General features: G+C 46.7%; 23 protein-coding genes. 6 read left to right on the top strand and 17 right to left on the bottom strand.

Annotated features, from left to right (window positions below):
• Window positions 1-16 precede the first annotated feature (16 nt).
• From ispE to metG, 7 genes are all read right to left on the bottom strand, one after another.
• Complete coding sequence (gene ispE / locus CQS04_RS13070) at window positions 17-892, bottom strand: 4-(cytidine 5'-diphospho)-2-C-methyl-D-erythritol kinase (RefSeq protein ID WP_100354562.1); 876 nt, start codon at window positions 890-892, stop codon at window positions 17-19.
• A 126-nt stretch (window positions 893-1,018) separates the two neighbouring features.
• On the bottom strand, window positions 1,019-1,282 hold the full coding sequence (gene veg / locus CQS04_RS13065; protein ID WP_094941896.1) for a biofilm formation stimulator Veg: 264 nt from the start codon (window positions 1,280-1,282) through the stop codon (window positions 1,019-1,021).
• 93 nt (window positions 1,283-1,375) lie between these two features.
• Window positions 1,376-2,278: a 16S rRNA (adenine(1518)-N(6)/adenine(1519)-N(6))-dimethyltransferase RsmA gene (rsmA, locus tag CQS04_RS13060; protein WP_100354561.1), complete on the bottom strand. Its 903-nt coding sequence runs from the start codon at window positions 2,276-2,278 to the stop codon at window positions 1,376-1,378.
• Window positions 2,272-2,829: a ribonuclease M5 gene (gene rnmV, locus CQS04_RS13055; RefSeq protein ID WP_100354560.1), complete on the bottom strand. Its 558-nt coding sequence runs from the start codon at window positions 2,827-2,829 to the stop codon at window positions 2,272-2,274. Before rnmV ends, rsmA begins: the two co-directional genes overlap by 7 nt.
• A gap of 68 nt (window positions 2,830-2,897) precedes the next feature.
• Window positions 2,898-4,130, bottom strand: coding sequence for a resuscitation-promoting factor (locus tag CQS04_RS13050; RefSeq protein WP_100354559.1), 1,233 nt, complete (start codon window positions 4,128-4,130; stop codon window positions 2,898-2,900).
• Between the two features lie 137 nt (window positions 4,131-4,267).
• Complete coding sequence (locus tag CQS04_RS13045; RefSeq protein ID WP_100354558.1) at window positions 4,268-5,035, bottom strand: TatD family hydrolase; 768 nt, start codon at window positions 5,033-5,035, stop codon at window positions 4,268-4,270.
• Window positions 5,036-5,091: 56 nt separating this feature from the next.
• Window positions 5,092-7,050, bottom strand: a complete 1,959-nt coding sequence (gene metG, locus CQS04_RS13040; protein WP_100354557.1) for a methionine--tRNA ligase — start codon at window positions 7,048-7,050, stop codon at window positions 5,092-5,094.
• A gap of 344 nt (window positions 7,051-7,394) precedes the next feature.
• On the opposite strand from metG, the gene CQS04_RS13030 reads away from it, so the two are divergent.
• Window positions 7,395-7,673 (top strand): transition state genes transcriptional regulator AbrB, encoded by a 279-nt coding sequence (locus CQS04_RS13030; protein WP_100354555.1) that lies wholly within the window; start codon window positions 7,395-7,397, stop codon window positions 7,671-7,673.
• Between the two features lie 60 nt (window positions 7,674-7,733).
• On the opposite strand, the gene rsmI is transcribed toward CQS04_RS13030, so the two are convergent.
• From rsmI to holB, 6 genes are read right to left on the bottom strand one after another with little or no spacing between them, the layout of a single operon-like run.
• Entirely contained in the window at window positions 7,734-8,621 is an 888-nt protein-coding gene (gene rsmI / locus CQS04_RS13025; protein WP_100354554.1) for a 16S rRNA (cytidine(1402)-2'-O)-methyltransferase, read from the bottom strand.
• Window positions 8,593-8,883, bottom strand: coding sequence for a GIY-YIG nuclease family protein (locus CQS04_RS13020; RefSeq protein WP_100354553.1), 291 nt, complete (start codon window positions 8,881-8,883; stop codon window positions 8,593-8,595). Before CQS04_RS13020 ends, rsmI begins: the two co-directional genes overlap by 29 nt.
• Complete coding sequence (locus CQS04_RS13015; protein WP_100354552.1) at window positions 8,867-9,613, bottom strand: tRNA1(Val) (adenine(37)-N6)-methyltransferase; 747 nt, start codon at window positions 9,611-9,613, stop codon at window positions 8,867-8,869. Before CQS04_RS13015 ends, CQS04_RS13020 begins: the two co-directional genes overlap by 17 nt.
• A gap of 56 nt (window positions 9,614-9,669) precedes the next feature.
• The gene (gene yabA, locus CQS04_RS13010) at window positions 9,670-10,017 is read right to left on the bottom strand and encodes a DNA replication initiation control protein YabA (protein WP_094941886.1); all 348 of its coding nucleotides are present in this window, start codon (window positions 10,015-10,017) and stop codon (window positions 9,670-9,672) included.
• Between the two features lie 25 nt (window positions 10,018-10,042).
• The gene (locus CQS04_RS13005) at window positions 10,043-10,846 is read right to left on the bottom strand and encodes a PSP1 domain-containing protein (RefSeq protein WP_100354551.1); all 804 of its coding nucleotides are present in this window, start codon (window positions 10,844-10,846) and stop codon (window positions 10,043-10,045) included.
• Complete coding sequence (holB, locus tag CQS04_RS13000; RefSeq protein ID WP_100354550.1) at window positions 10,839-11,840, bottom strand: DNA polymerase III subunit delta'; 1,002 nt, start codon at window positions 11,838-11,840, stop codon at window positions 10,839-10,841. Before holB ends, CQS04_RS13005 begins: the two co-directional genes overlap by 8 nt.
• Here holB and CQS04_RS14015 point away from each other — a divergent pair.
• Window positions 11,839-11,961, top strand: coding sequence for a hypothetical protein (locus CQS04_RS14015; protein WP_281257855.1), 123 nt, complete (start codon window positions 11,839-11,841; stop codon window positions 11,959-11,961). The genes holB and CQS04_RS14015 overlap by 2 nt on opposite strands.
• Before the next feature lie 298 nt (window positions 11,962-12,259).
• Here CQS04_RS14015 and CQS04_RS12995 read toward each other — a convergent pair whose 3' ends face one another.
• Genes CQS04_RS12995 through CQS04_RS12980 form a run of 4 tightly spaced genes read right to left on the bottom strand, consistent with a single transcriptional unit; the run spans window position 12,260 to window position 15,126 of the window.
• Window positions 12,260-12,589, bottom strand: a complete 330-nt coding sequence (locus tag CQS04_RS12995; protein ID WP_094941883.1) for a cyclic-di-AMP receptor — start codon at window positions 12,587-12,589, stop codon at window positions 12,260-12,262.
• A 21-nt stretch (window positions 12,590-12,610) separates the two neighbouring features.
• Window positions 12,611-13,246 carry a dTMP kinase gene (gene tmk / locus CQS04_RS12990; RefSeq protein ID WP_100354549.1) on the bottom strand — a complete coding sequence of 212 codons (636 nt, stop codon included), beginning with the start codon at window positions 13,244-13,246 and terminating at the stop codon, window positions 12,611-12,613.
• A complete protein-coding gene (locus CQS04_RS12985; protein ID WP_100354548.1) occupies window positions 13,243-14,664 on the bottom strand; it encodes an aminotransferase class I/II-fold pyridoxal phosphate-dependent enzyme in 1,422 nt (473 codons plus the stop codon). The genes tmk and CQS04_RS12985 overlap by 4 nt, the downstream gene beginning before the upstream one ends.
• A 39-nt stretch (window positions 14,665-14,703) precedes the next feature.
• Window positions 14,704-15,126 carry a MarR family winged helix-turn-helix transcriptional regulator gene (locus tag CQS04_RS12980; RefSeq protein ID WP_100354547.1) on the bottom strand — a complete coding sequence of 141 codons (423 nt, stop codon included), beginning with the start codon at window positions 15,124-15,126 and terminating at the stop codon, window positions 14,704-14,706.
• 184 nt (window positions 15,127-15,310) lie between these two features.
• Between CQS04_RS12980 and CQS04_RS12975 the strand changes: the two genes are divergently transcribed.
• From CQS04_RS12975 to CQS04_RS12960, 4 genes are all read left to right on the top strand, one after another.
• Window positions 15,311-16,591, top strand: coding sequence for a GntP family permease (locus tag CQS04_RS12975; protein WP_100354546.1), 1,281 nt, complete (start codon window positions 15,311-15,313; stop codon window positions 16,589-16,591).
• Window positions 16,592-16,613: 22 nt separating this feature from the next.
• Entirely contained in the window at window positions 16,614-17,390 is a 777-nt protein-coding gene (locus CQS04_RS12970; RefSeq protein ID WP_100354545.1) for a 3-hydroxybutyrate dehydrogenase, read from the top strand.
• Window positions 17,391-17,493: 103 nt separating this feature from the next.
• Window positions 17,494-18,939 carry a helicase HerA-like domain-containing protein gene (locus tag CQS04_RS12965; RefSeq protein ID WP_100354544.1) on the top strand — a complete coding sequence of 482 codons (1,446 nt, stop codon included), beginning with the start codon at window positions 17,494-17,496 and terminating at the stop codon, window positions 18,937-18,939.
• Between the two features lie 70 nt (window positions 18,940-19,009).
• The gene (locus CQS04_RS12960; protein ID WP_245858821.1) at window positions 19,010-19,453 is read left to right on the top strand and encodes a hypothetical protein; all 444 of its coding nucleotides are present in this window, start codon (window positions 19,010-19,012) and stop codon (window positions 19,451-19,453) included.
• Window positions 19,454-19,930 lie beyond the last annotated feature (477 nt).

The following is a 19,930-nucleotide window of genomic DNA, read 5'->3' as shown; positions in this document are numbered from 1 at the left end:
AGTAAACGTACCACAATTATACGCCTTTAGGCAACTCTTCTCGGTCTCCCAGCAAGCGAACGCAATACACTTCATCACAAAAGCCTCGTAAAGCATTCACAACACGCTGAGCTCTAGATTCTTGCTGGACGATACCGAATACTGTAGGACCGCTTCCTGACATCAAGACTCCCTCTGCTCCGAAACGCTTCATCTGTTCCTTCAGTTCTTTGACCTCTGGATACAGATGGAGTGTCACCCCTTCAAGAGTGTTTCCAAGACCGTGGATCATCGCTTCAAAGTCTTTCTCTTCAATAGCGCGAATCATGGCTTGTGTGTCCGGATGGAACGCAGTAGATAAGTCGAGTTGGCCGTAGATTTCAGCAGTCGAGACACCGATGACCGGCTTCGCTAGAATGATCCAACATGGTGGGGGACCTGGTAAGTGCTTGATTTTCTCTCCTCGTCCTGTAGCAAGTGCCGTACCTCCGTAAACACAAAATGGCACATCAGATCCGATTTCAGCTCCGAGGACTGCCAGCTCATCAAGAGACAACCCTAGATTCCAGACGTGATTCAATCCGCGTAACGTAGCCGCAGCATCTGAGCTTCCTCCGGCTAAACCAGCGGCAACCGGAATATTTTTTTCGATAGTAATCGAGACGCCTTGAGACACGTCATAGCGCTTCTTCAAAAGAGCCGCAGCTTGGAACGCGAGGTTTTTGGCGTCGTTTGGAATAAAGCGGTCTACAGAGACGATTTCGATGATGCCGTCTTCACGAGCTTCTAGTCCGATTCGGTCTGATAAGTCCACCGTTGTCATGATCATCTCGACCTCGTGGTAGCCGTCAGGTCGCTTCGCTAGCGTATCTAAAGTTAAATTGATTTTGGCAGGTGCTTTTACAAAATACATACCGTTCTTGATCCTTTCGATGCAAACCGTGTTTGCTAAATTCTGTGTACTCAGTGTAACACAAAAAAGCACCTCTCTCCGCAGGAAAGAGGTACTCTTATGTATGAGTGCTAAAAGTATAAGATCTTATTTGACGGCGACAAGGTTGTTCGCATCGTCGTAAATCGAGATTTCTACAGCTTCCGTTAAGACGTCCGCATAGCTATACGAAACGCGCTCGAACGAGTTTTCTTCTTGATCTAAATCAATTACAAATACTGCGTGGTACGTTTCGCGCAATACTCCTGCGCGTTCAACCGTTTTCTTGCGTCCGCCATTGGCGCGTAACTGCAAACGTTTACCTAAATGGCAATCTAACGATTTCTTGATATCCGCTAATGTCTTTGGCATTCTGCATACACCTCACTGGTATTTAGTGTATCACAATGTCATGAAATTGTCAAAATTTATTATTTTAACAAGGATAGGGAAGCGAGTCAACGATTATTTATTTTCATTTCTCCAGAGTGGATAAAAGGTCTCATGTAGGGCATCTGCTAAAGCTCCAAATTCCTGAATTGATAGGGTTTCTCCACGTCTTGACGGCTCAATCCCAGTATCTTCTAAAGCTTTCAATATCTCCTCTTTACGCGCTTTCCCCTCTGGCAGTGACGTCTGCAGATTGTTCAAGATGGTTTTGCGACGTTGTACAAAAGAACCGCGGCTCACTAGGAACAAGAAGTCCTCGTCTTTTACTAACACAGCAGGCTCATTACGACGAGTCAATTTGATGACAGCGGAGTCCACGTTCGGTGGTGGCATAAAGACTGTCTTCGGCACCGTCATGGCTACTTCTGCATCCATATAGTACTGGATAGCAATAGAGAGTGAGCCATATTCTTTCGTCCCAGGCTTCGCCGTGATACGGTCTGCTACTTCCTTCTGCATCATGACAACCATGCCACGAATCGGCAGACGGTCGTGGAGAAGCTTCAGTAAGATAGGCGTCGTCACGTAATAAGGCAAGTTGGCTACTACCATGATGTCCTCAAAGTCCGCAAGCTGCTCTGCAAAAATCGTTTTCGTGTCTGCCTCTAAGATGTCGCTGTGAATGATCTGTACGTTATCATATGGCGACAACGTGTCTTCTAGAACCGGTAACAAGCGCTGATCGATCTCAAAAGAGACGACCTTGCCTGCTGCGCGCGCCAAATGCTCTGTAAGCGCACCAATTCCTGGTCCGATCTCCACTGCTGCAGAATCTTTCGTCAACTCTGCATGGGACACGATGTTACGCAGAATGTTCGGGTCAATCAAAAAGTTCTGTCCTAGACTCTTCTTGAACGAGAACCCGTATTTTTTTAAAATCTCCTGTGTTCGTACAGGGGTTGCGATATCTTTCATAATCCATCCTCCTGTTCCAGCACTTCAAGAGCGTGGTGCCACTCTTCTTGTGTGATGCGGAACATATCTAATCGTTTCAGTAGTTGTTTGCCGTTTGTATAGCCGATCTGTAAGGCATCTCCGAGAACTTCTCGACGTCGCGCCGAGTCTGGGTGGCCGATCAGCTTGGCATCCAGAAGTTGTTTCTTGGTGAAGGTGGCTGCTGGGCGTTCTTCAGGGGTGTAGACTTGCTCAAGTGCATGGCGGATGGCTTCATCCGTCGCGTGTTCAATCCCCAGCCCGTTGCCGTTCTTCGCAATGGCTTGGCGTTTTGGTAAGAAAGCATGCTTGACGTCTGGAACGGCTTGTTCAATTAGTGCGCGTATCCGTCGGCCTGGATAGTCAGGGTCGGTGAATACGATGACGCCTCGCGCTTCTTGAGCACGTTTGATTTTTCTGAGCGTCTCTTGCGTCACAGCCGAACCGTTTGTCTCGATTGTGTCTGCCTGAACGGCTCGTCGAATGGCGGTCGTATCATCTTTTCCTTCTACTACGATAATCTCTTTGATATCCATGCTTCTTTCCTCCTTTCCATTGTACGCAGAAAAGCTCTCCCTGTCATCGCAAGGAAGAGCTGGTTGTATTACTCAATAATTTTGATACGGACGGTTTTCCGTCCAAATGCGTAGGCTTGTTCTTTTGTAGGTACAAAAACATCGATTTTATTTCCTTTGATGGCACCGCCAGTATCCCCAGCAATTGCATAGCCGTAGCCTTCTACCCAGACTTTAGAGCCTAGAGGAATGACACTTGGATCTACTGCAATGACTTTTAGATGTGGGTTGGCTTTTAAGTTGATTCCCGTTGCGGTAATCCCTGAACATCCTGTGCAAGAAGCTGTATAGGCCGTAGCCGATACATAGAATTCGCGTCCTTCTGGCTCGGCAGACGAGCTACGAGAGACCGGTTTAGAAGCAGAGGCTTGCTGAGTCGCAGCGGCTACAACGACCTTCGTCCCGACGTGTACGACCTCGTTCGTTGCTTTTTCAGTGACTTCTTCAGAAAGTACTTTCTTCGCAACGACTTTGCCGTTCTCTTTCGTGAATTCAATCTTCTTCGCTAACGTTCCAGGTTTCCCTTCACGTACCACTTTTTCTTTGCCTTTTAAAAGCGAATCGTCTTTTTTAGTTTCCGTTTTAAACGCTATGTCTTCTTCCACTACATCGGTGACTTTTTCTACACGAGTAATTTGAACCACAGAGTCAGGTGTCACCACCTTATCCGGATCTAAGTTGACTCGGTCGAGTTTATTAAGATGAATGCTGTGTTGTTTTAAAAAGTCAGCGACCGTAGTCGAAGTGGACCAAACGAGTTTTTCTGTAGTTCCGTCGATCAATTTTACTTGATACGCTTTCGCAATCGAAATTTCATTTTGTTGTCCGACCTCCGCATCTGCGGCAGGTGCAATCTGGTCATACTCGGTTACTTCAACGCCCGCTTGGGCTAAGATTTCTGATACGCGATCCGCGGTTGTGTCGATGGTTTGTGTTTTTCCATCGATTCGAATCGTAATGGTTTGTGCCTGTTCCCACTCCACTGCTAAATCATGAGCAATTGAAGTGTTCAATGAGGGATATACATGATCGGCTTGTGCCACCTCGATATTTTGTTCCTCGAGAAGTTCGCCTACTGTATCTGCATGAGTTGCTAGTTCTTGTTGTTGTCCGTTGACAGTCAATGTAACCGTCTTTTTCGTCCCTTCGAACAATACGAAAGAAACGACTGCAAGAAATACGAGTAGAGTGACGATCGTCATCCACGTATCCTTGCTCCTCAATGAGTTAGAGAACAGGTTTTTCATGGTAAAATTTGACATGAAAAACGCCTCCTTATTCACTCGGATGATTATATCTAGAGGTCAAGATATTTGTCAAGCTCGATTGTCTGACCTTTATGTCGATATCATGTCATCCGGTTCTGTTACCCAGTATGGAGGCGTCTTTCACGTTTTAATCAAATCCCGAAAAACTTTTCTGCATTTTGTGTGGTGACCTTCGCCACTTCTTCCACCGAAAGCTCTTTTAAACGAGCAATTTCCTCTGCCACAAGGGGCACATAAGAAGGCTCATTTCGCTTGCCTCGGAATGGATGTGGTGCAAGATACGGTGCGTCCGTTTCAATCAATAAATGCTCCAACTCGATTTCTTTTGCGACTTCTTTCGGTGTCTTCGCATTTTTGAAAGTCACCGGACCCCCTAGTGAGATCATAAAGTTCAGTCGGATTGCTTCACGTGCTGTCTCGACACTTCCGCCGAAGCAGTGCATAATGCCCCCTGTCAGTTCCGCTTCCTCTTCCCGCAAGATGCGCAAGACATCGGCTGTCGCTTCCCGATTATGGATGATGAGCGGCAACTTGACGCGCTGGGCGAGACGGATATGTTTGCGGAACAATTCTTGTTGCACATCTTTTGGCGACTTATCCCAGTAATAATCAAGGCCGGTCTCTCCAATGCCGACCACTTTGTCATGGGCAGCCAGCTCTTCGATCCATTTTAAGTCCTCTTCCGTGCAGTCTACCGCGTCTACCGGGTGCCATCCGACCACTGCATAAATATCCGGATCCGCTTCCGCAAGAGCCATGGCACGCTTGATCGTCTTTGTATCAAATCCGATGACTACCATCTTTTGTACACCCTTTTCTCGTGCACGCGAAATGACTTGTTCTAAGTCTTCATCGTATTGATCTGCATTTAAATGCACATGTGTATCTATAAATTGCATGGAATCCACCTCTTTTAAAAGAGCCTGCTCATGATGGGCAGGCTCTGGTTTAGTAGTTATTTGACTTGTGCGCCGTTTTCTAGCTTGTCATCCACTTCTGCAAGTGTCAGATAGCCATTTTTCGAGCCCGCTAAAATCATCCCTTGAGACAATTCTCCGCGAAGCTTTACAGGCTTCAAGTTAGCTACGACGATGACTTTCTTGCCGATCACGTCTTGTGGTTTGTAATGCTCTGCAATTCCTGATACAACTTGGCGTTGTTCATAACCAAGATCCAATTGCAGCTTCAATAGCTTAGATGTTTTCGGTACAGGCTCACAAGCAGTAACAGTCGCCACTCGCAAGTCGACTTTCATGAAATCGTCGATAGAGATCTCTTCGACTTCAGGAGCTTCTTCTTTCGGCTCTTCAACAGCAGCAGGGGCTGCTCCGCCTTGCATCTGCTCACGGATGTAAGCTGTCTCTTCCTCAACGTCTAGACGAGGGAAGATTGGAACACCTTTCTCGACCACTTTCGTTCCTTGAGGGATGCCGTGGAATGCATCAAGGCCTTCCCATGCTAGGTCGTTCTCCGAAAGGCCTAACTGACGAAGGATTTCGATTGGATTTTTCGTCAAGAACGGCTGGACCAGGATCGCGGTCAGACGCAGGCTCTCTGCCAAGTGCACCATGACAGATGCTAACTTCCCGCGGTCTGCTTCTTCTTTAGCCAAAACCCATGGTTGTGTTTCATCGATGTACTTGTTTGTACGGGAGATGAACGTCCAAATGTCCGATAGCACGATGCTGAACTGCATCTTCTCCATATTGTCTTCGACTTTTTGTTTCGTCTCCGCGAACAATTCGTGAAGCGTCTTGTCGAATTCCGTCTCTTCTGCAAGATCCACTGGAATCTCGCCGCCAAAATATTTGTTGATCATTGAAATTGTACGGTTCAACAAGTTTCCAAGGTCGTTTGCAAGGTCATAGTTGGTACGCTCGACAAATGATTCTGGCGAGAACACCCCATCTGAACCGAATGGCAACTCACGTAGCAGGAAGTAACGCGTAGCATCTAGTCCGTAACGCTCTACTAGCATCTCTGGATAGACCACGTTTCCTTTTGATTTCGACATCTTGCCGTCTTTCATCATAATGAAGCCGTGAGCGAACACTTTTTTCGGCAGTGGCAAGTCCAGTGCCATCAAGAAGATCGGCCAGTAAATTGTATGGAAACGTACAATGTCTTTCCCGACTACATGGACGTCTGCTGGCCAATAGTTGTTGAACTTCGATTCGTCCTCTGAACCGTAGCCAAGTGCTGTGATGTAGTTCGACAAAGCATCTACCCACACATAGATGACGTGTTTCGGGTCTCCTGGAACCTTGATTCCCCAATCAAACGATGTACGGGAGACGGATAGATCCTCAAGGCCTGGCTTGATAAAGTTGTTGATCATCTCATTTTTTCGAGACTCCGGCTCGATAAAGCCTGGGTTTGCATCATAGTAAGCAAGTAGACGATCCGCGTATTTTTTCATATTGAAGAAATACGACTCTTCTTTTACTTTCTTGACCGGACGGCCACAGTCTGGGCAGTTGCCATCAACCAGCTGCTTCTCTGTAAAGAACGACTCACACGGTGTGCAGTAGTTTCCTTCATATTCGCCTTTGTAGATATCTCCATTGTCTAGGAATCGCTGGAAGATCTTCTCGACAGCGTCTTTATGACGTTTCTCTGTCGTGCGGATGAAGTCGTCGTACGAGATGTCCATGATCTCCCAGACCTTCTTTGCCGCTTCTGCAATCTCATCTACATAAGCTTGCGGCTCTTTGTTGTTCTCTTCCGCTTTCTCTTGGATCTTCTGACCGTGCTCGTCCATTCCTGTTAGAAAACGGACGTCGTAGCCTTTTAAACGCTTGTAACGCGCAATCGCATCAGATGCAACCGTCGTATAGGCGGTTCCAATGTGGAATTTTCCACTTGGATAGTAAATCGGAGTGGTAATATAAAATGTTTTTTTCTCTTGAGTCATGCGAATGCGCCTCCACTAGTTTCATTACTCTTCATTGTATCGAAATCAGGATGTCGATTCAATTGATGAAGAAATTCTCTTTTTGTCGACATGTCGAAAACATCATTCGACAAATCCACTTATTCCCTTAACTTGCTCTTTCTGCGTCATATTTGGAAACACAAATGAAATTGACGTTATATTTTTATTATCATTAATTAATAATATCATATTATTACCATTTTTATCGAATGTTTTGAAACTTACATAATTGACGTATTTGGGAGTTGTTGGTATGATAAAATCCATAACCAAAACCATTTGTCGAAAAATGACGAATTTTATTCCGAGAGGGGAACCATCCAATGAAATCTACAGGTATTGTACGTAAAGTTGACGAACTAGGACGCGTCGTTATTCCAATCGAGCTTCGCCGCACATTAGGCATCGCTGAGAAAGACGCTCTTGAAATTTATGTAGACGATGACAAGATCATCTTAAAGAAATACTTACCAAACATGACTTGTGCAGTAACAGGCGAGGTATCTGATGATAACCTTCGTTTAGTTGGTGGAAAGTTAATCCTTAGCCCAGAAGGCGCTGAGCAATTAATCAAAGAAATCCAGTCCAACTTAACTAAATAAGCGTATTCCTCTTTTTTATAAAAAGCTGCCTTTCCTCACTGGAAGGCAGCTTCTCTCTTTTTATGCGTCTTCTAAATGATACGCTGCGTATACGTCTCGCTTGTTGAGCTGACGCGCCGTAGCCACTTCTTTGATCGCCTGCTTTGATGACAGGTCTTGTTGCACCATGAGAGTTTCGACATGGCGCTTGATATCGAGGTCTTCCCACCACTCGGCCGAGCGATTCTCTTCGACCACCTGCTCCGAAGTCCCCTCAATCACCAAACAAAACTCTCCGCGAATCTCATGAGTCTCCGCCCACTGGATCGCTTCTTCTACAGTTCCACGAATGAACTCTTCAAATTTCTTTGTCAGCTCCCGCGCAAGTACAATGCGACGTTCTGCACCAAGCACATCACGAATCGCTCCAAGGACTTCTTTTAGGCGGTGCGGTGCTTCATAAAAGACAGTCGTTTCTGTACGAGACAATAACGCTTCGAGTGCCGCTTTGCGTTCTTTTTTTCCTCGTGGCAAGAACCCGTAAAACGTGAAGGGTTGCGCAGGAATTCCTGATGCAATCAATGCTGTTAATGCTGCATTGGCCCCGGGAACCGGAACTACCGCAAAGCCTTCAGAAAGTGCGCGTCTCACAAGGTCGTCTCCTGGATCGGAGATGCACGGCATGCCGGCATCACTCACGAGCGCTACTGATTTCCCTTCTTTTAAGAGATGAATCAATTTACTTCCACCTGCCTCTTCATTATGGGCATGATAGCTCACTAACGGCGTCTCAATCTCAAAATAATGACAAAGCTTCTTCGTATTTCGTGTATCTTCCGCAGCAATCACATCGACTTCTTTTAAGATGCGAATCGCTCGAAATGTCATGTCTTCTAGATTGCCGATCGGTGTTCCAACCAAATAAAGGCAACTTGAATTCTCAAATTGATGAGACGATTGGATTTTCATGGGCTCGCATCCTTTCCAAATACTGCTCTTTTTGCTTACGTGTCAACTGTTTGAACGCATACTCTTGTTTCATAGCCAATGAACGCGTTTCGAATTGCTCAAAATGTACTAATTTTACTGGGAGGCGCGGCCGCGTATATTTGGCCCCCTTGCCATCATTATGTTCCTTCAATCGACTCAACACATCTTTTGCGTAACCCGCATAAAAAGTCTCATCTTCACACAGCAGCACATAGAAAAAATGACTATTTTTTACTTCCATATAAAATCTCCTCTATTTCCGCTGTGTATGACCCATTTTCTTGATAGACGATGACTGGAGGCAAGATTTTCACGTCCGGCTTGCCATCTTTGATTCCTTCTATTAATAAGGTATTCGCTTCCTTACCTTCTTTCGGATACACGAGTTGAATACGCTTTGGTTCCAAACGGTTCCGTTTCATCGCTTCGATCAGCTCAATCATCCGCCCTGGTCGGTGCACGAACGCTGCTTTCCCACCTTGCTTCAGAAGCGAACTGGCATTAGCTACCGCTTCTTCTAACGTCAGATGAATCTCATGACGCGCAATTGCATGATGCTCGAGTAGCTTTTGGTCTTGTGCCGCATCCGCAGTAAAGTACGGGGGATTGCATGTGACCGTATCATACTTCTCAAATCCGAGATCACGCGCGATGCCACGCACATCGCCTTGTTGAATAGTGATCTGGTGTTGCAGCTCGTTGTACTGGACGCTACGTGTCGCCATATCCGCTAATCGGTCTTGAAGCTCGACACCGATGATCGGTGTCTTGGTACGCGCACTCAGGAATAGCGGAATAGCCCCATTTCCTGTGCAGAGGTCTACAATCTGTCCTCGAGTCTTCGGGATGGATGCGAAACGTGCGAGCAGCACGGCATCTAAGGAGAAGGAAAAGACAGAGGGGCTCTGTATGATGCGGAGGTCTTCCGCCAGTAGATAGTCCAGTCTCTCATCATCACGTAGTAAATCCATTTCAGTCGCCTCTTTCTTTGAAAAAAGCTGACACCGAGTTCGGTATCAGCTGCTCATTACGTATCTTTATTTAAAAATGCCAAACAGAACATGCAATCCAACTCTTTGCGGGGACTTCCAAACTGCGGATGGCAGACATGGAACCCTTCTTGATACAACCGAGCCAAGTTGTCATACCCTTCGCCGATGTCCCGCTTCGTCGGCCGCTTCTGCTCCTGGAGCTTTGCCTCTTCTGCATGAATCGCATCGAGACGCTCACGCAAGTGATGATTCTCTTGCTGCAACGTCTGGTGCTCTTCCATCATAATGGCAACAAACTCTTTCAAAGCCCGAAACTGCTCTTGCGTGGACTTTAATTGTTCTTCAAACGCAACAATCGTCTCCAAAAAATTACGGTCCATCACAACTCACCTCATCCATCTCTGCAGGTTACGAATGCTGCACTAGTTCTTCTAGGGAATACTCGAGTACACGCTGTCCTTCGAACAATTCGACACGCAGGACACGCTCTAAAATATTCAAACCAACAACTTTGCCTTTCCCTTCAGGCGTTGTCACTTTTTGACCAAGGTCCGGCAACAAAGCACGAGCCTCTTCGTATTCATCGTTCTCGTATTTCAAACAGCACATTAAACGGCCACACAAGCCCGAGATTTTAGATGGGTTGAGTGACAGGTTTTGATCTTTAGCCATCTTGATAGAAACCGGTTCAAAATCACCTAAAAATGTCGAACAACAGAGCAATCGACCACAAGGTCCCACTCCTCCGAGCATTTTCGCTTCATCACGAACGCCAATTTGACGCAGTTCAATACGCGTGCGGAAAACAGACGCCAGATCCTTGACCAAGTCACGGAAATCAACGCGGCCTTCTGCAGTGAAATAGAAAATAATCTTATTCCGGTCAAATGTAAATTCGACATCTACCAGTTTCATTTCTAGCTTGCGTTCTCGGATCTTTGAGTCCCCAAGTGCTAAAGCTTGAAGGGATTCCGATTTGTTTTCTTCCACTTGCAGTCGGTCTTTTTGAGATGCCGGACGCACTACTTTACGGAGCGGTAGTACGACGTCGTTCTCATCGACTTCGCGCACAGGAATAACGACCTTTCCAAACTCGACTCCACGAGCCGTTTCGACGATTACGTAGTCGTCTAATTCACAGACAAATTCACCTGGATCAAAATAATATATTTTACCCGCTTTCTTGAAGCGGACGCCAATGACTTTATACACCTGCATTAACCTCCCGCAGCTCTATAACTAGCTGCTCCATTAACAACGTACGATTCGCATTCTGATGAAGACGACGTCTGGCTTTCATGATGTGTTCTAGCTGGTAGGTCAATTGCTCAAACGTGCTTCGCATCGCGATTTGCTCCCATAGCGCTTTTTTATCGGGAAACGTACAGTCGCTTCCGGGATTTGCTTTACAAGCTACGATATCTCGATATGCAAAAAGCAGTAAATCTAGTATGCGCTCTGCTTTTTCTTTATCCTTCAGCAAAGGAATCACATGTTCATGTGCTTGGACGAGCGCATGAGCTGTTCCACGTTCCAGTGCCTCCATTAATTTTAACACGCCTCTTCTCGCAAGTCCAAACTCCTCTTCTTCTGTAAGAGCCAGTCCTTCTTCCACCGAATTAGCCATTTTGCTAATCGTCGACGCCATACTTTCCGTTACTTCTTGCTCCATCAATTGCTGCTTCAATTGCTCTGAAGAAATGGGCTGCAAGGTCATTTGTTGACACCGCGAGCGAATGGTCGGAAGGAGTGCATGGGGTTGGTTGGTCAATAAAATAGCTGTGACATCACTTGTCGGTTCTTCAAGAAATTTAAGTAGTGCGTTAGCCGATGATGCATTCATGCGGTGTGCTTCATGAACGATATAAAATTTTCTGCCAGACTCACGAGCCGTCTTGCTGAGTTCGTGAATGAGCTGATCAATCTGCTCTCGTTTAATGAATTGACCATCTGCTTCGACAGAATGGACGTTCAAATGATTGCCTGATTTCAATAATCGACACGCCCGACATGTTTCACATGGAACATTTTGTGGATTTTCACAAAGCGTCATTTGAATCAAAAAGTGCGCGACCGCTTCTTTTCCGGAGCCTTGTTCTCCTGTCAACAGTACAGCGTGACTCAGGCGATCACTTTGAATCATGCGGGTTAGTTGGGCGACCAGCCTTGGCTGGCGCTCGGGTGCCTGACTTGCTTGCCAGTCCATGACAGAATCCCCCTTCTTTTTGGTTTGTGTTGATGATATTTCGTTCGATGCAGAAGAAATCGGGTTTGATGCAGAAGAAATTACGCTTCTTGCAGAACAAACAACGTTTGATGCACAATAAATTCCGCTTATGCAGAAGAAATCTCGTTTGATGCAGAACAAGTTTCGCTTCTTGCAGAACAAACACCGTTCGATGTAGAAGAACGACCGCTCAGCTCAGCGAGCCTGTTCCACTTTTCTCTGAAATCGAGTTGCGAACGTCAGAAATCCCCATCAAAATCGTTCACCCCAACCGAGGCAAAGAGCGCCTCACTTGGTGCGCCTGGTTTTGCTGAAATTTCTAGAGCGGCGTTCTCCACATCTAGTAGTTCCAAAAAAAACCGCGTGCGCATTATGCGACACACGGCCCATCGTGTTTATTAAAAGTGGTGAAAATGCTCGATTGGCATAACAAATACTGTAGCGCCACCCACTTCAACTTCCACCGGATACGGAATATACGAATCCGCATTTCCGCCCATCGGTGAAACCGGAGCGACCATTTGTTCACGTGCACGACAGTTATCTCGTATTAAATCCAGTACTGTAGGTACTAGGTGATCTTCTGTTCCAATTAAAAAGGTTGTGTTCCCAGAACGTAGGAAGCCTCCCGTACTGGCAAGCTTGGTTGCCCGGAATTTTGCCTTTGTCAGGGCATTGGATAAACGGTTGCTGTCTTGATCTTGAACGACGGCGACAACGAGTTTCATAGGATCCACCTCCATTTTATCTTAGTATACCATATTGAGGTCCTTGCGGATGTGTGCATACATCTCTTCTTCGACCTCTTCCATAGTTTTTCCTGCATCGATTCGAACAATGCGATCAGAAAATTTCTCGCACAGCTGTTGGTAGCCTTCGTACACTTTTTGGTGGAACGCGAGGCCTTCTTCGTCCAAGCGGTTTACTTCTCGAACGGCCGATGCCTCAATACGGCGTAGTCCCTCTTCCGGAGTAATGTCAAAGAAATACGTGCGAGTAGGAAGGAAGCCTTCAATCGCAAATTGGTTGATGGACCATACTTCCTCGACACCCAGCCCTCGGGCATATCCTTGGTAGGCAAGGGAGCTGTCTACGAAGCGGTCACATATGACGACTTTACCCTCTTCTAGTGCCGGGTGTACCTTTTCAACAAGATGCTGCCTACGAGCCGCTGCATAGAGAAGGGCTTCTGTGCGACTGTCCATAGCTGTGTTCTTTGTATCGTGCAGCACTTCGCGGATCTGTTCGGCTATTGGAATGCCCCCCGGTTCCCTTGTCAGCATGACGTCCACCCCTTCTTGGCGCAAGCGCTCTGCTACACGCTGAGTGATAGTCGTTTTGCCCGCTCCATCCGGTCCTTCAATTGTTAAAAAATAACCTTTCATTCGTTTGCTTCCTCCAGTACATAGACGTGACGGTCTGATAGACGGTGCTCTCCTTGGAACGAGGCTTTCCCCATCAGACATTCTTCGAGTTGAACAAGTGTTTTGACAGTGAATTTTTCGCCCGGTAATAGTAGCGGGATTCCCGGTGGATACGGGATAATGGCACCTTTTGCGATGCGACCAATAGCTTTCGTGTACGGAATCCATTCGCCTCTTTCGCGTTGCACGGTAGCTAGCGGGACTTCCAGTTTTGTAAGTTGATTTGGTATGACTGCTGTGACGACAGGGAGTGCCTGTGGTCGAACGTTTTTTAAAGCTTCACAAGCACGTTTGACACGACTGCGAAGCTCTGCAAAACGGTAATCTTCTCCGTATTTGAGTAAAGGCAGCATAAATAGGACATGCTGACCATGTGCCAGTTCTACAAACACACCTTGTTGCTCGAGAGCCTCCTTTACTTGGTGTCCGGCATGCTGACCAAAGCGAATCATCAGTTTGAGTGGATCGTCCACTTCCACGATGTCGAGACCGGCAAGTCCTTGGAGACTATCGAGAAACAAGGCTCTCTTATCCATCAGGTGATGGTAGTCTCGCGGTGTAAAACTTGCGATGTAAGCACGCGCATCATCTAGAGACGCCATGATCGGATAGGACGGACTGCTCGATTGCAGCATCCGCAGGGCATGTTCAACACGATCCTTTGAGACGAGCTCCGAGTTGAAATGTAAAAACGAGCCCATCGTCATGGCAGGCAGACTCTTGTGGGCCGACTGCACAACGACGTCCGCTCCACATTCTAGAGCCGAGACGGGGAAATAGTCAGATGCTTGGAAGTGAGCCCCGTGCGCTTCATCTACAAGGACCGGTACATGTCTTTCGTGACACCAGGCAACAAGTTCCATCAAATCAGACACCACACCAAAATAGGTCGGTGTCGTAAGTGCCACAGCACGAATCATAGGAAATTGCGAGAAGGCCTGTTGGATTCCGGCCAATGTAATGTGAGCCGCTGTCTCTGTCCGATGATCCCATTCTGGTGTGATGAAAATCGGTTCCACGCGTGCAAGTTCCAGTGCATGGAATACGGATTTATGGGCATTTCGCTGGACGAGTACGTGATCTCCTGGCTCTGTAGCCGCAAGTAGCATGGCCAAGTTGCCAACGGTCGATCCGTTCACTAGAAAGTAGCTGCTTCGCGCTCCGTAAAACCTGCCCAACAGGTCTTGCGCTTCGGCAATCACGCCTTCTGGTGCGTGTAAGTCATCGAGTTCCGTCAGCTCTGTGACGTCATACGCAAGTCCATCTCGCAGCGGTTTTGGTAGCGTACTGAAATAGCCGTTCTTATGCCCCGGTACATGTAGGGACATCGGCTGTTTTTCTGCAAATTGCTGTAGTTTTTCTACAAGGGGTCGGCGCATAGAAAACGCTCCTTTTTTCTGTGTGCTCTCAGTATACCATCAAGAGGAGGTGGGACTCATTTTTTTCAAGGCTACGAGCAGGACATCGCGTTCCTCCTGTGTGAGTAAAGAGAAATTCTCCTCTAAATAAGTAAAGTGTTCTTGAAGTAGGCTAGAGATTACTTTCTCCCCTAGTTTCGTGATTTCAACATAGGAACAGCGTTTATCTGTTGAACTGACTCGTTTAGTAACCAGTTCTTTACGGAGCAACCGATTTGTCACGTTTGTGATGCTCCCGCTTGGAATATCCAGCGTAGCACTCAGTTGCTGCACTGTATAGGATTTGTCTGGATTGCCATGCAACAATTCTAAGACGCGGAAGCTATCAAGCGTCAGCCCATACCCTTCCATTCGACGTGTCACACTTTGCAGATAGCGTTTGCTCGTTTGGAACCATAATGCATAGAGATTATCTGTTGTCATACTGGAGACCTCCTGTAATCGCTTTCAACTACTTTATCTATAGGATAAATAAAAAATTCGCAATAATCAAGGTATAACAACATTTTATTGATTCATTGACATTAAAATATCCTAATGATAGGATAACATTTTGTCCTCTTTAGAGGACAGCCGAATTTAGAACAGATGAGAGGAGTGATTCCACATGCTGAGCATTTTAACAGGACTTTTATTACTGATGGTCCTCGCCTACTTCGGTTGGTCGATCTTATGGGTTGCCCCACTCGCCGCTGGTGTAGTTGCCCTCATGAGTGGATTAGACGTATTTGATACGTATACTGGTACCTACATGGAAGGTCTCGTTGGCTTTGTAGTCAAATGGTTCCCCATTTTCTTATTAGGAGCCGTCTTCGGTAAATTGATGGAGACGACAGGGGCTGCGAAAGCTGTAGCCTTGAAAGTAACACAACTGATCGGGAAAAAGCGCGCTATCCTTGGCGTCTTGATCGCAGCGGCTGTACTGACTTACGGTGGCGTGAGCTTATTCGTAGTCGTATTCGCTATTTACCCGATTGCACTTGAATTGTTCCGTGAAGCGAACGTATCGCGTAAGCTGCTCGTTCCGACATTCGCACTCGGTGCCTTCACTTTTACAATGACATCGATGCCGGGAACACCACAGATTCAAAACTTGATTCCAATGGATTACTTCGGCACTACGCCAATGGCGGGTCCGATTATTGGAATCGTGACGTCTTTGATTATGGCAATCGGAGGCTATGCATGGCTCCACTTCCGTCAAAAGCAGTTGACGAAAGCCGGAGAAGGCTTTACAGAGCCATCGAAAAAACTAGAAACAGATGAACAACAAGTCGTTCCAAACTGGATCATCTCGCTGCTGCCATTAGCAGTTGTCGTCATCCTATTGAACGGATTTAAACTAGAGCCACTTTATGCGCTGTTACTTGGAATCCTTGCGATTTTAGTACTGAATATCCGTCTTTACAAAACTTTCATTGAATCGATCAATGAAGGCGCAAAAGGATCTGTCATGGCCATCTTAAATACGAGTGCTGCAGTTGGATTCGGAGCCGTCATCGCAGTCGTACCTGCATTTGATAGCATTACCAACTGGTTGCTCGGGATTTCCGACAATCCACTGGTTGCGGAAGCTGTCTCTGTACAAGTCATGGCCATCATCACAGGTTCTGCTTCAGGCGGAATGGGTATTGCCCTCAGCACACTGGGCGATACCTTCGCTAGCTTGTCTCAATCAACAGGTATCAGTGCAGAAGTGTTTCACCGAATCGCATCCGTAGCTTCAGGAGCTTCAATTTTCCCGAACAACGGTGCGTTACTAACACTTCTGGCAGTCACGGGTCTTACGCACCGTGAAACTTATAAAGATGTGTTTATGGTTGCCTTCCTGATTCCGACTATCGCACTTATCGTCGGTGTCATCATGGGTGCCATTGGAATCATTTAATTACATTCGAGGAGGAACTCACATGGTAGAAAACAAAGTAGTCATCATTACAGGATCTGCACGTGGAATTGGATTTGAAATCGGAAAGTATTTCGCGGAAGCTGGCGCGAAAGTCGTTCTTTCGGACATCAACGAAGAAGGCGTAAAAGCTTCTGCGGAAGAATTGAACGCTTTAGGCTTTACATCAATCGGTGTAAAAGCAGATGTAACAAGCGAAGACGATTTAATCAACTTGGTAGAAACAACAAAATCTACATTCGGTTCAGTGGACGTTCTGATCAACAATGCAGGACTTCAGCACGTATCACCAATCGAAGACTTCCCAACAGCAAAGTTTGAATTGATGCAAAAAATCATGCTGACAGCACCTTTCATCTTGATGAAACATGTCTTTCCAATCATGAAAGAGCAAGGCTTCGGTCGTGTGATCAACATCGCGTCCATCAACGGAGTCATCGGTTTCGCAGGGAAAGCGGCTTACAACAGCGCGAAGCACGGCGTTATCGGTCTTACAAAAGTAGCAGCGCTTGAAGGCGCTGAACACGGAATTACAGTTAATGCAATCGCACCTGGATACGTTGATACACCACTTGTACGTGGTCAAATGGCGGATTTAGCAGCAACACGCAACGTGGCAATCGAAGATGTATTAGATGAAGTGTTATACCCACTGATTCCTCAAAAACGTCTTTTAGACGTGAGCGAAGTTGCACACGCAGCCTTGTTCTTAGCTTCTGAGCAAGCGAAAGGTATGACTGGTCAGACGATGATCATCGACGGCGGTTACACAGCTCAATAAGCATGTCACAGGCAGTCTCTTCTAGGGGCTGTCTTTTTTCATGCAGGAAATCTCCCCTTCTTTCACGAATGGTACCAACAAAGCGAAAAAGGAGCTGATTTGAATGGAACTGATGATTGCGAAAAACGACCACCCTATTGTTCTACATACAGAGATGGCCAATCGCCATGGATTGATAGCAGGGGCGACAGGAACGGGAAAAACCGTCACTTTGAAAGTTGTAGCAGAAGCCTTCAGTAAAGCCGGTGTCCCCGTATTTTTATCTGACATCAAAGGTGATCTAGGAAGTGCAGCAGAACCTGGTGTGATGAATGACAAAATCCAAGAACGAATAGATAGCATGCAACTCACCAATTTTAAGTTTCGCTCGTTTCCGACGACCTTCTGGGACATTTACGGACAGCATGGTCTCCCGATTCGCGCTTCGTTATCTGAGATGGGCCCCCTCCTGCTCTCTCGCCTTCTGGATTTGAACGAAACGCAATCGAGCATTCTTCACATCGTCTTTCAGATTGCTGATGAACAAGGCCTACTCTTGATTGATCTGAAGGACTTAAAAGAAATGCTGCATCATGTAAGCTCCGATTTGAAGACGTATACGGCCTCGCATGGTCACATGACCAAGCAATCCATCGGCGCCATCCAGCGCAGCATCACCGCTCTCGAAGCACAAGGGGCAGATCGCTTTTTTGGCGAACCGAGCCTCAATTTAAATGATTTAATGACACACGATGATCAAGGGTTTGGCACCATCAATGTCCTGACAGCGACAGAGCTAATTGGACAACCGAAGACGTATACCACATTCTTGCTATGGCTACTGTCCGAACTCTTTGAGGAACTTCCGGAAGTGGGCGACCTCGACAAGCCTAAACTGGTATTCTTCTTTGACGAAGCACATCTGCTATTTGACGATGCTCCGAAAGCACTGCTTGAGCAAGTTGAGAAAGTCGTTCGCCTGATTCGCTCTAAAGGAGTCGGTATCTACTTCATCACACAAAACCCAATCGATCTGCCGGAAACGGTACTCGGTCAACTCGGCAATCGCATCCAACATGCCCTGCGTGCGTATACACCACGAGATCAAAAGGCAGTGAAGGCAGCTGCAGAGACATTTCGTATCAACCCAGATCTGGATGTCGAAACCGCCATCACCGAACTAAAAACGGGAGAAGCATTGATTTCTCTGTTAGATGCAGAAGGACGCCCTTCTATAGTAGAAAGAGCACTGATTTTGCCTCCGGAGAGCAAAATCGGTGTAGTAGACGCTGCTCTTCGCCAGCAATTGATTCAGGCGTCTCCCCTCGCTTCCCATTACAATAAAATCGTTGACCGAGAGTCAGCTTATGAAGTATTGAAAGAACGTATCGAAAAAACAGTGCTGGCTCCTCAAGCTGAGGTTCCGAAATCAAAGCCCGCTGCCAAGTCGGCACCTCGAAAGAAAGCCTCTGCATTCGAGAAAGCGGCCACGAGTCTGTTAAATACTGTCGGTAGACAACTAGGACGAGAGCTGGTGCGTGGACTTCTAGGAGGACTTAAGAAGCGCTGAGAACTGTTCCAGTTTGTTCACATCCAACTGCGAATGCTTCTGATAAGCTAGCAGTAAGGAGGCGAGACAAATGGGAATCGGATACGAATGGGTGATTTTTATACACGTGTTGAGCGCCATCGGTTCGATTGGTCCCTTATTTGTTATGCTCGTCATTGTGCAGTTATTGAAGCACAATCCAACATCGTTAGATACTACTACCGCTCTTCGCATCTTTCGAGAGTCTGTACGCTTCATCAAACATGCGGGTCATGTCCTTGTGGCATCCGGTGTGGTGCTGGTGGCCTGGGGGCCGTGGGAATGGCGACACTCTTGGATTGTACTTACTTTATTATTGATGGTCGTATCCATCTTCTTTTTGGCCAGCGCTTTCAAGCGCGTTTTCCGGGCAGTTGAAGCACACTCTATCTCTTATGAGGTCATGGTGTTCCAACTGGGACGGGCCACTTGGATTTATTTGATTTTGTTGGGTATTATGCTCGCCTTCATGGTTTTGAAGCCGATGCTGTGGTAGTTTACTGTAGAGCGTTATTAAGCTGGAGGAGTTGCTGATTTAGCGACTTTTTCAGTCTTTTTGTTTGTAAGGGGCAGTTTTTTCTAGTAAGAGCTTTTGAGTCTTAATGGCTTTTCTAGAAAGGACGGGTTTGGGGCATTCATTTGAGGCGCTTTTTCATTGGTTCGGTTTAGAAATGACTAGCGGTGATCTAAAAGGTGGAATCAGCGATTGCTGCTTTGGTGCGAATCGTCGGTAGATGGAGCTTTTACGTCGGCAGAGTTTGGATTTACATCGGCAGATGCTGCGTTTTCGTCGAGACCTAGATCGATCATAGGCGAATCGGCGGCAGATGGAGCGTTTACGGGGGCAGATATCGAGTTTACGTCGGCAGTTGCTTACGTTTTCGTCGAGACCTAGAATGGAGTACCTACTTCAGTGGCTCTAGTTTCAGTCGTATCGCCAAGTATCTGCCGCAGTTCATTGAGTATCTGCTGG

This window comes from Chryseomicrobium excrementi, from assembly GCF_002798305.1.
GTDB classification, from domain to species: Bacteria; Bacillota; Bacilli; order Bacillales_A; family Planococcaceae; genus Chryseomicrobium; species Chryseomicrobium excrementi.
The sequence above is the reverse complement of the archived record's forward strand: the minus strand, read 5'-3'. Positions and strand labels throughout refer to the sequence as shown.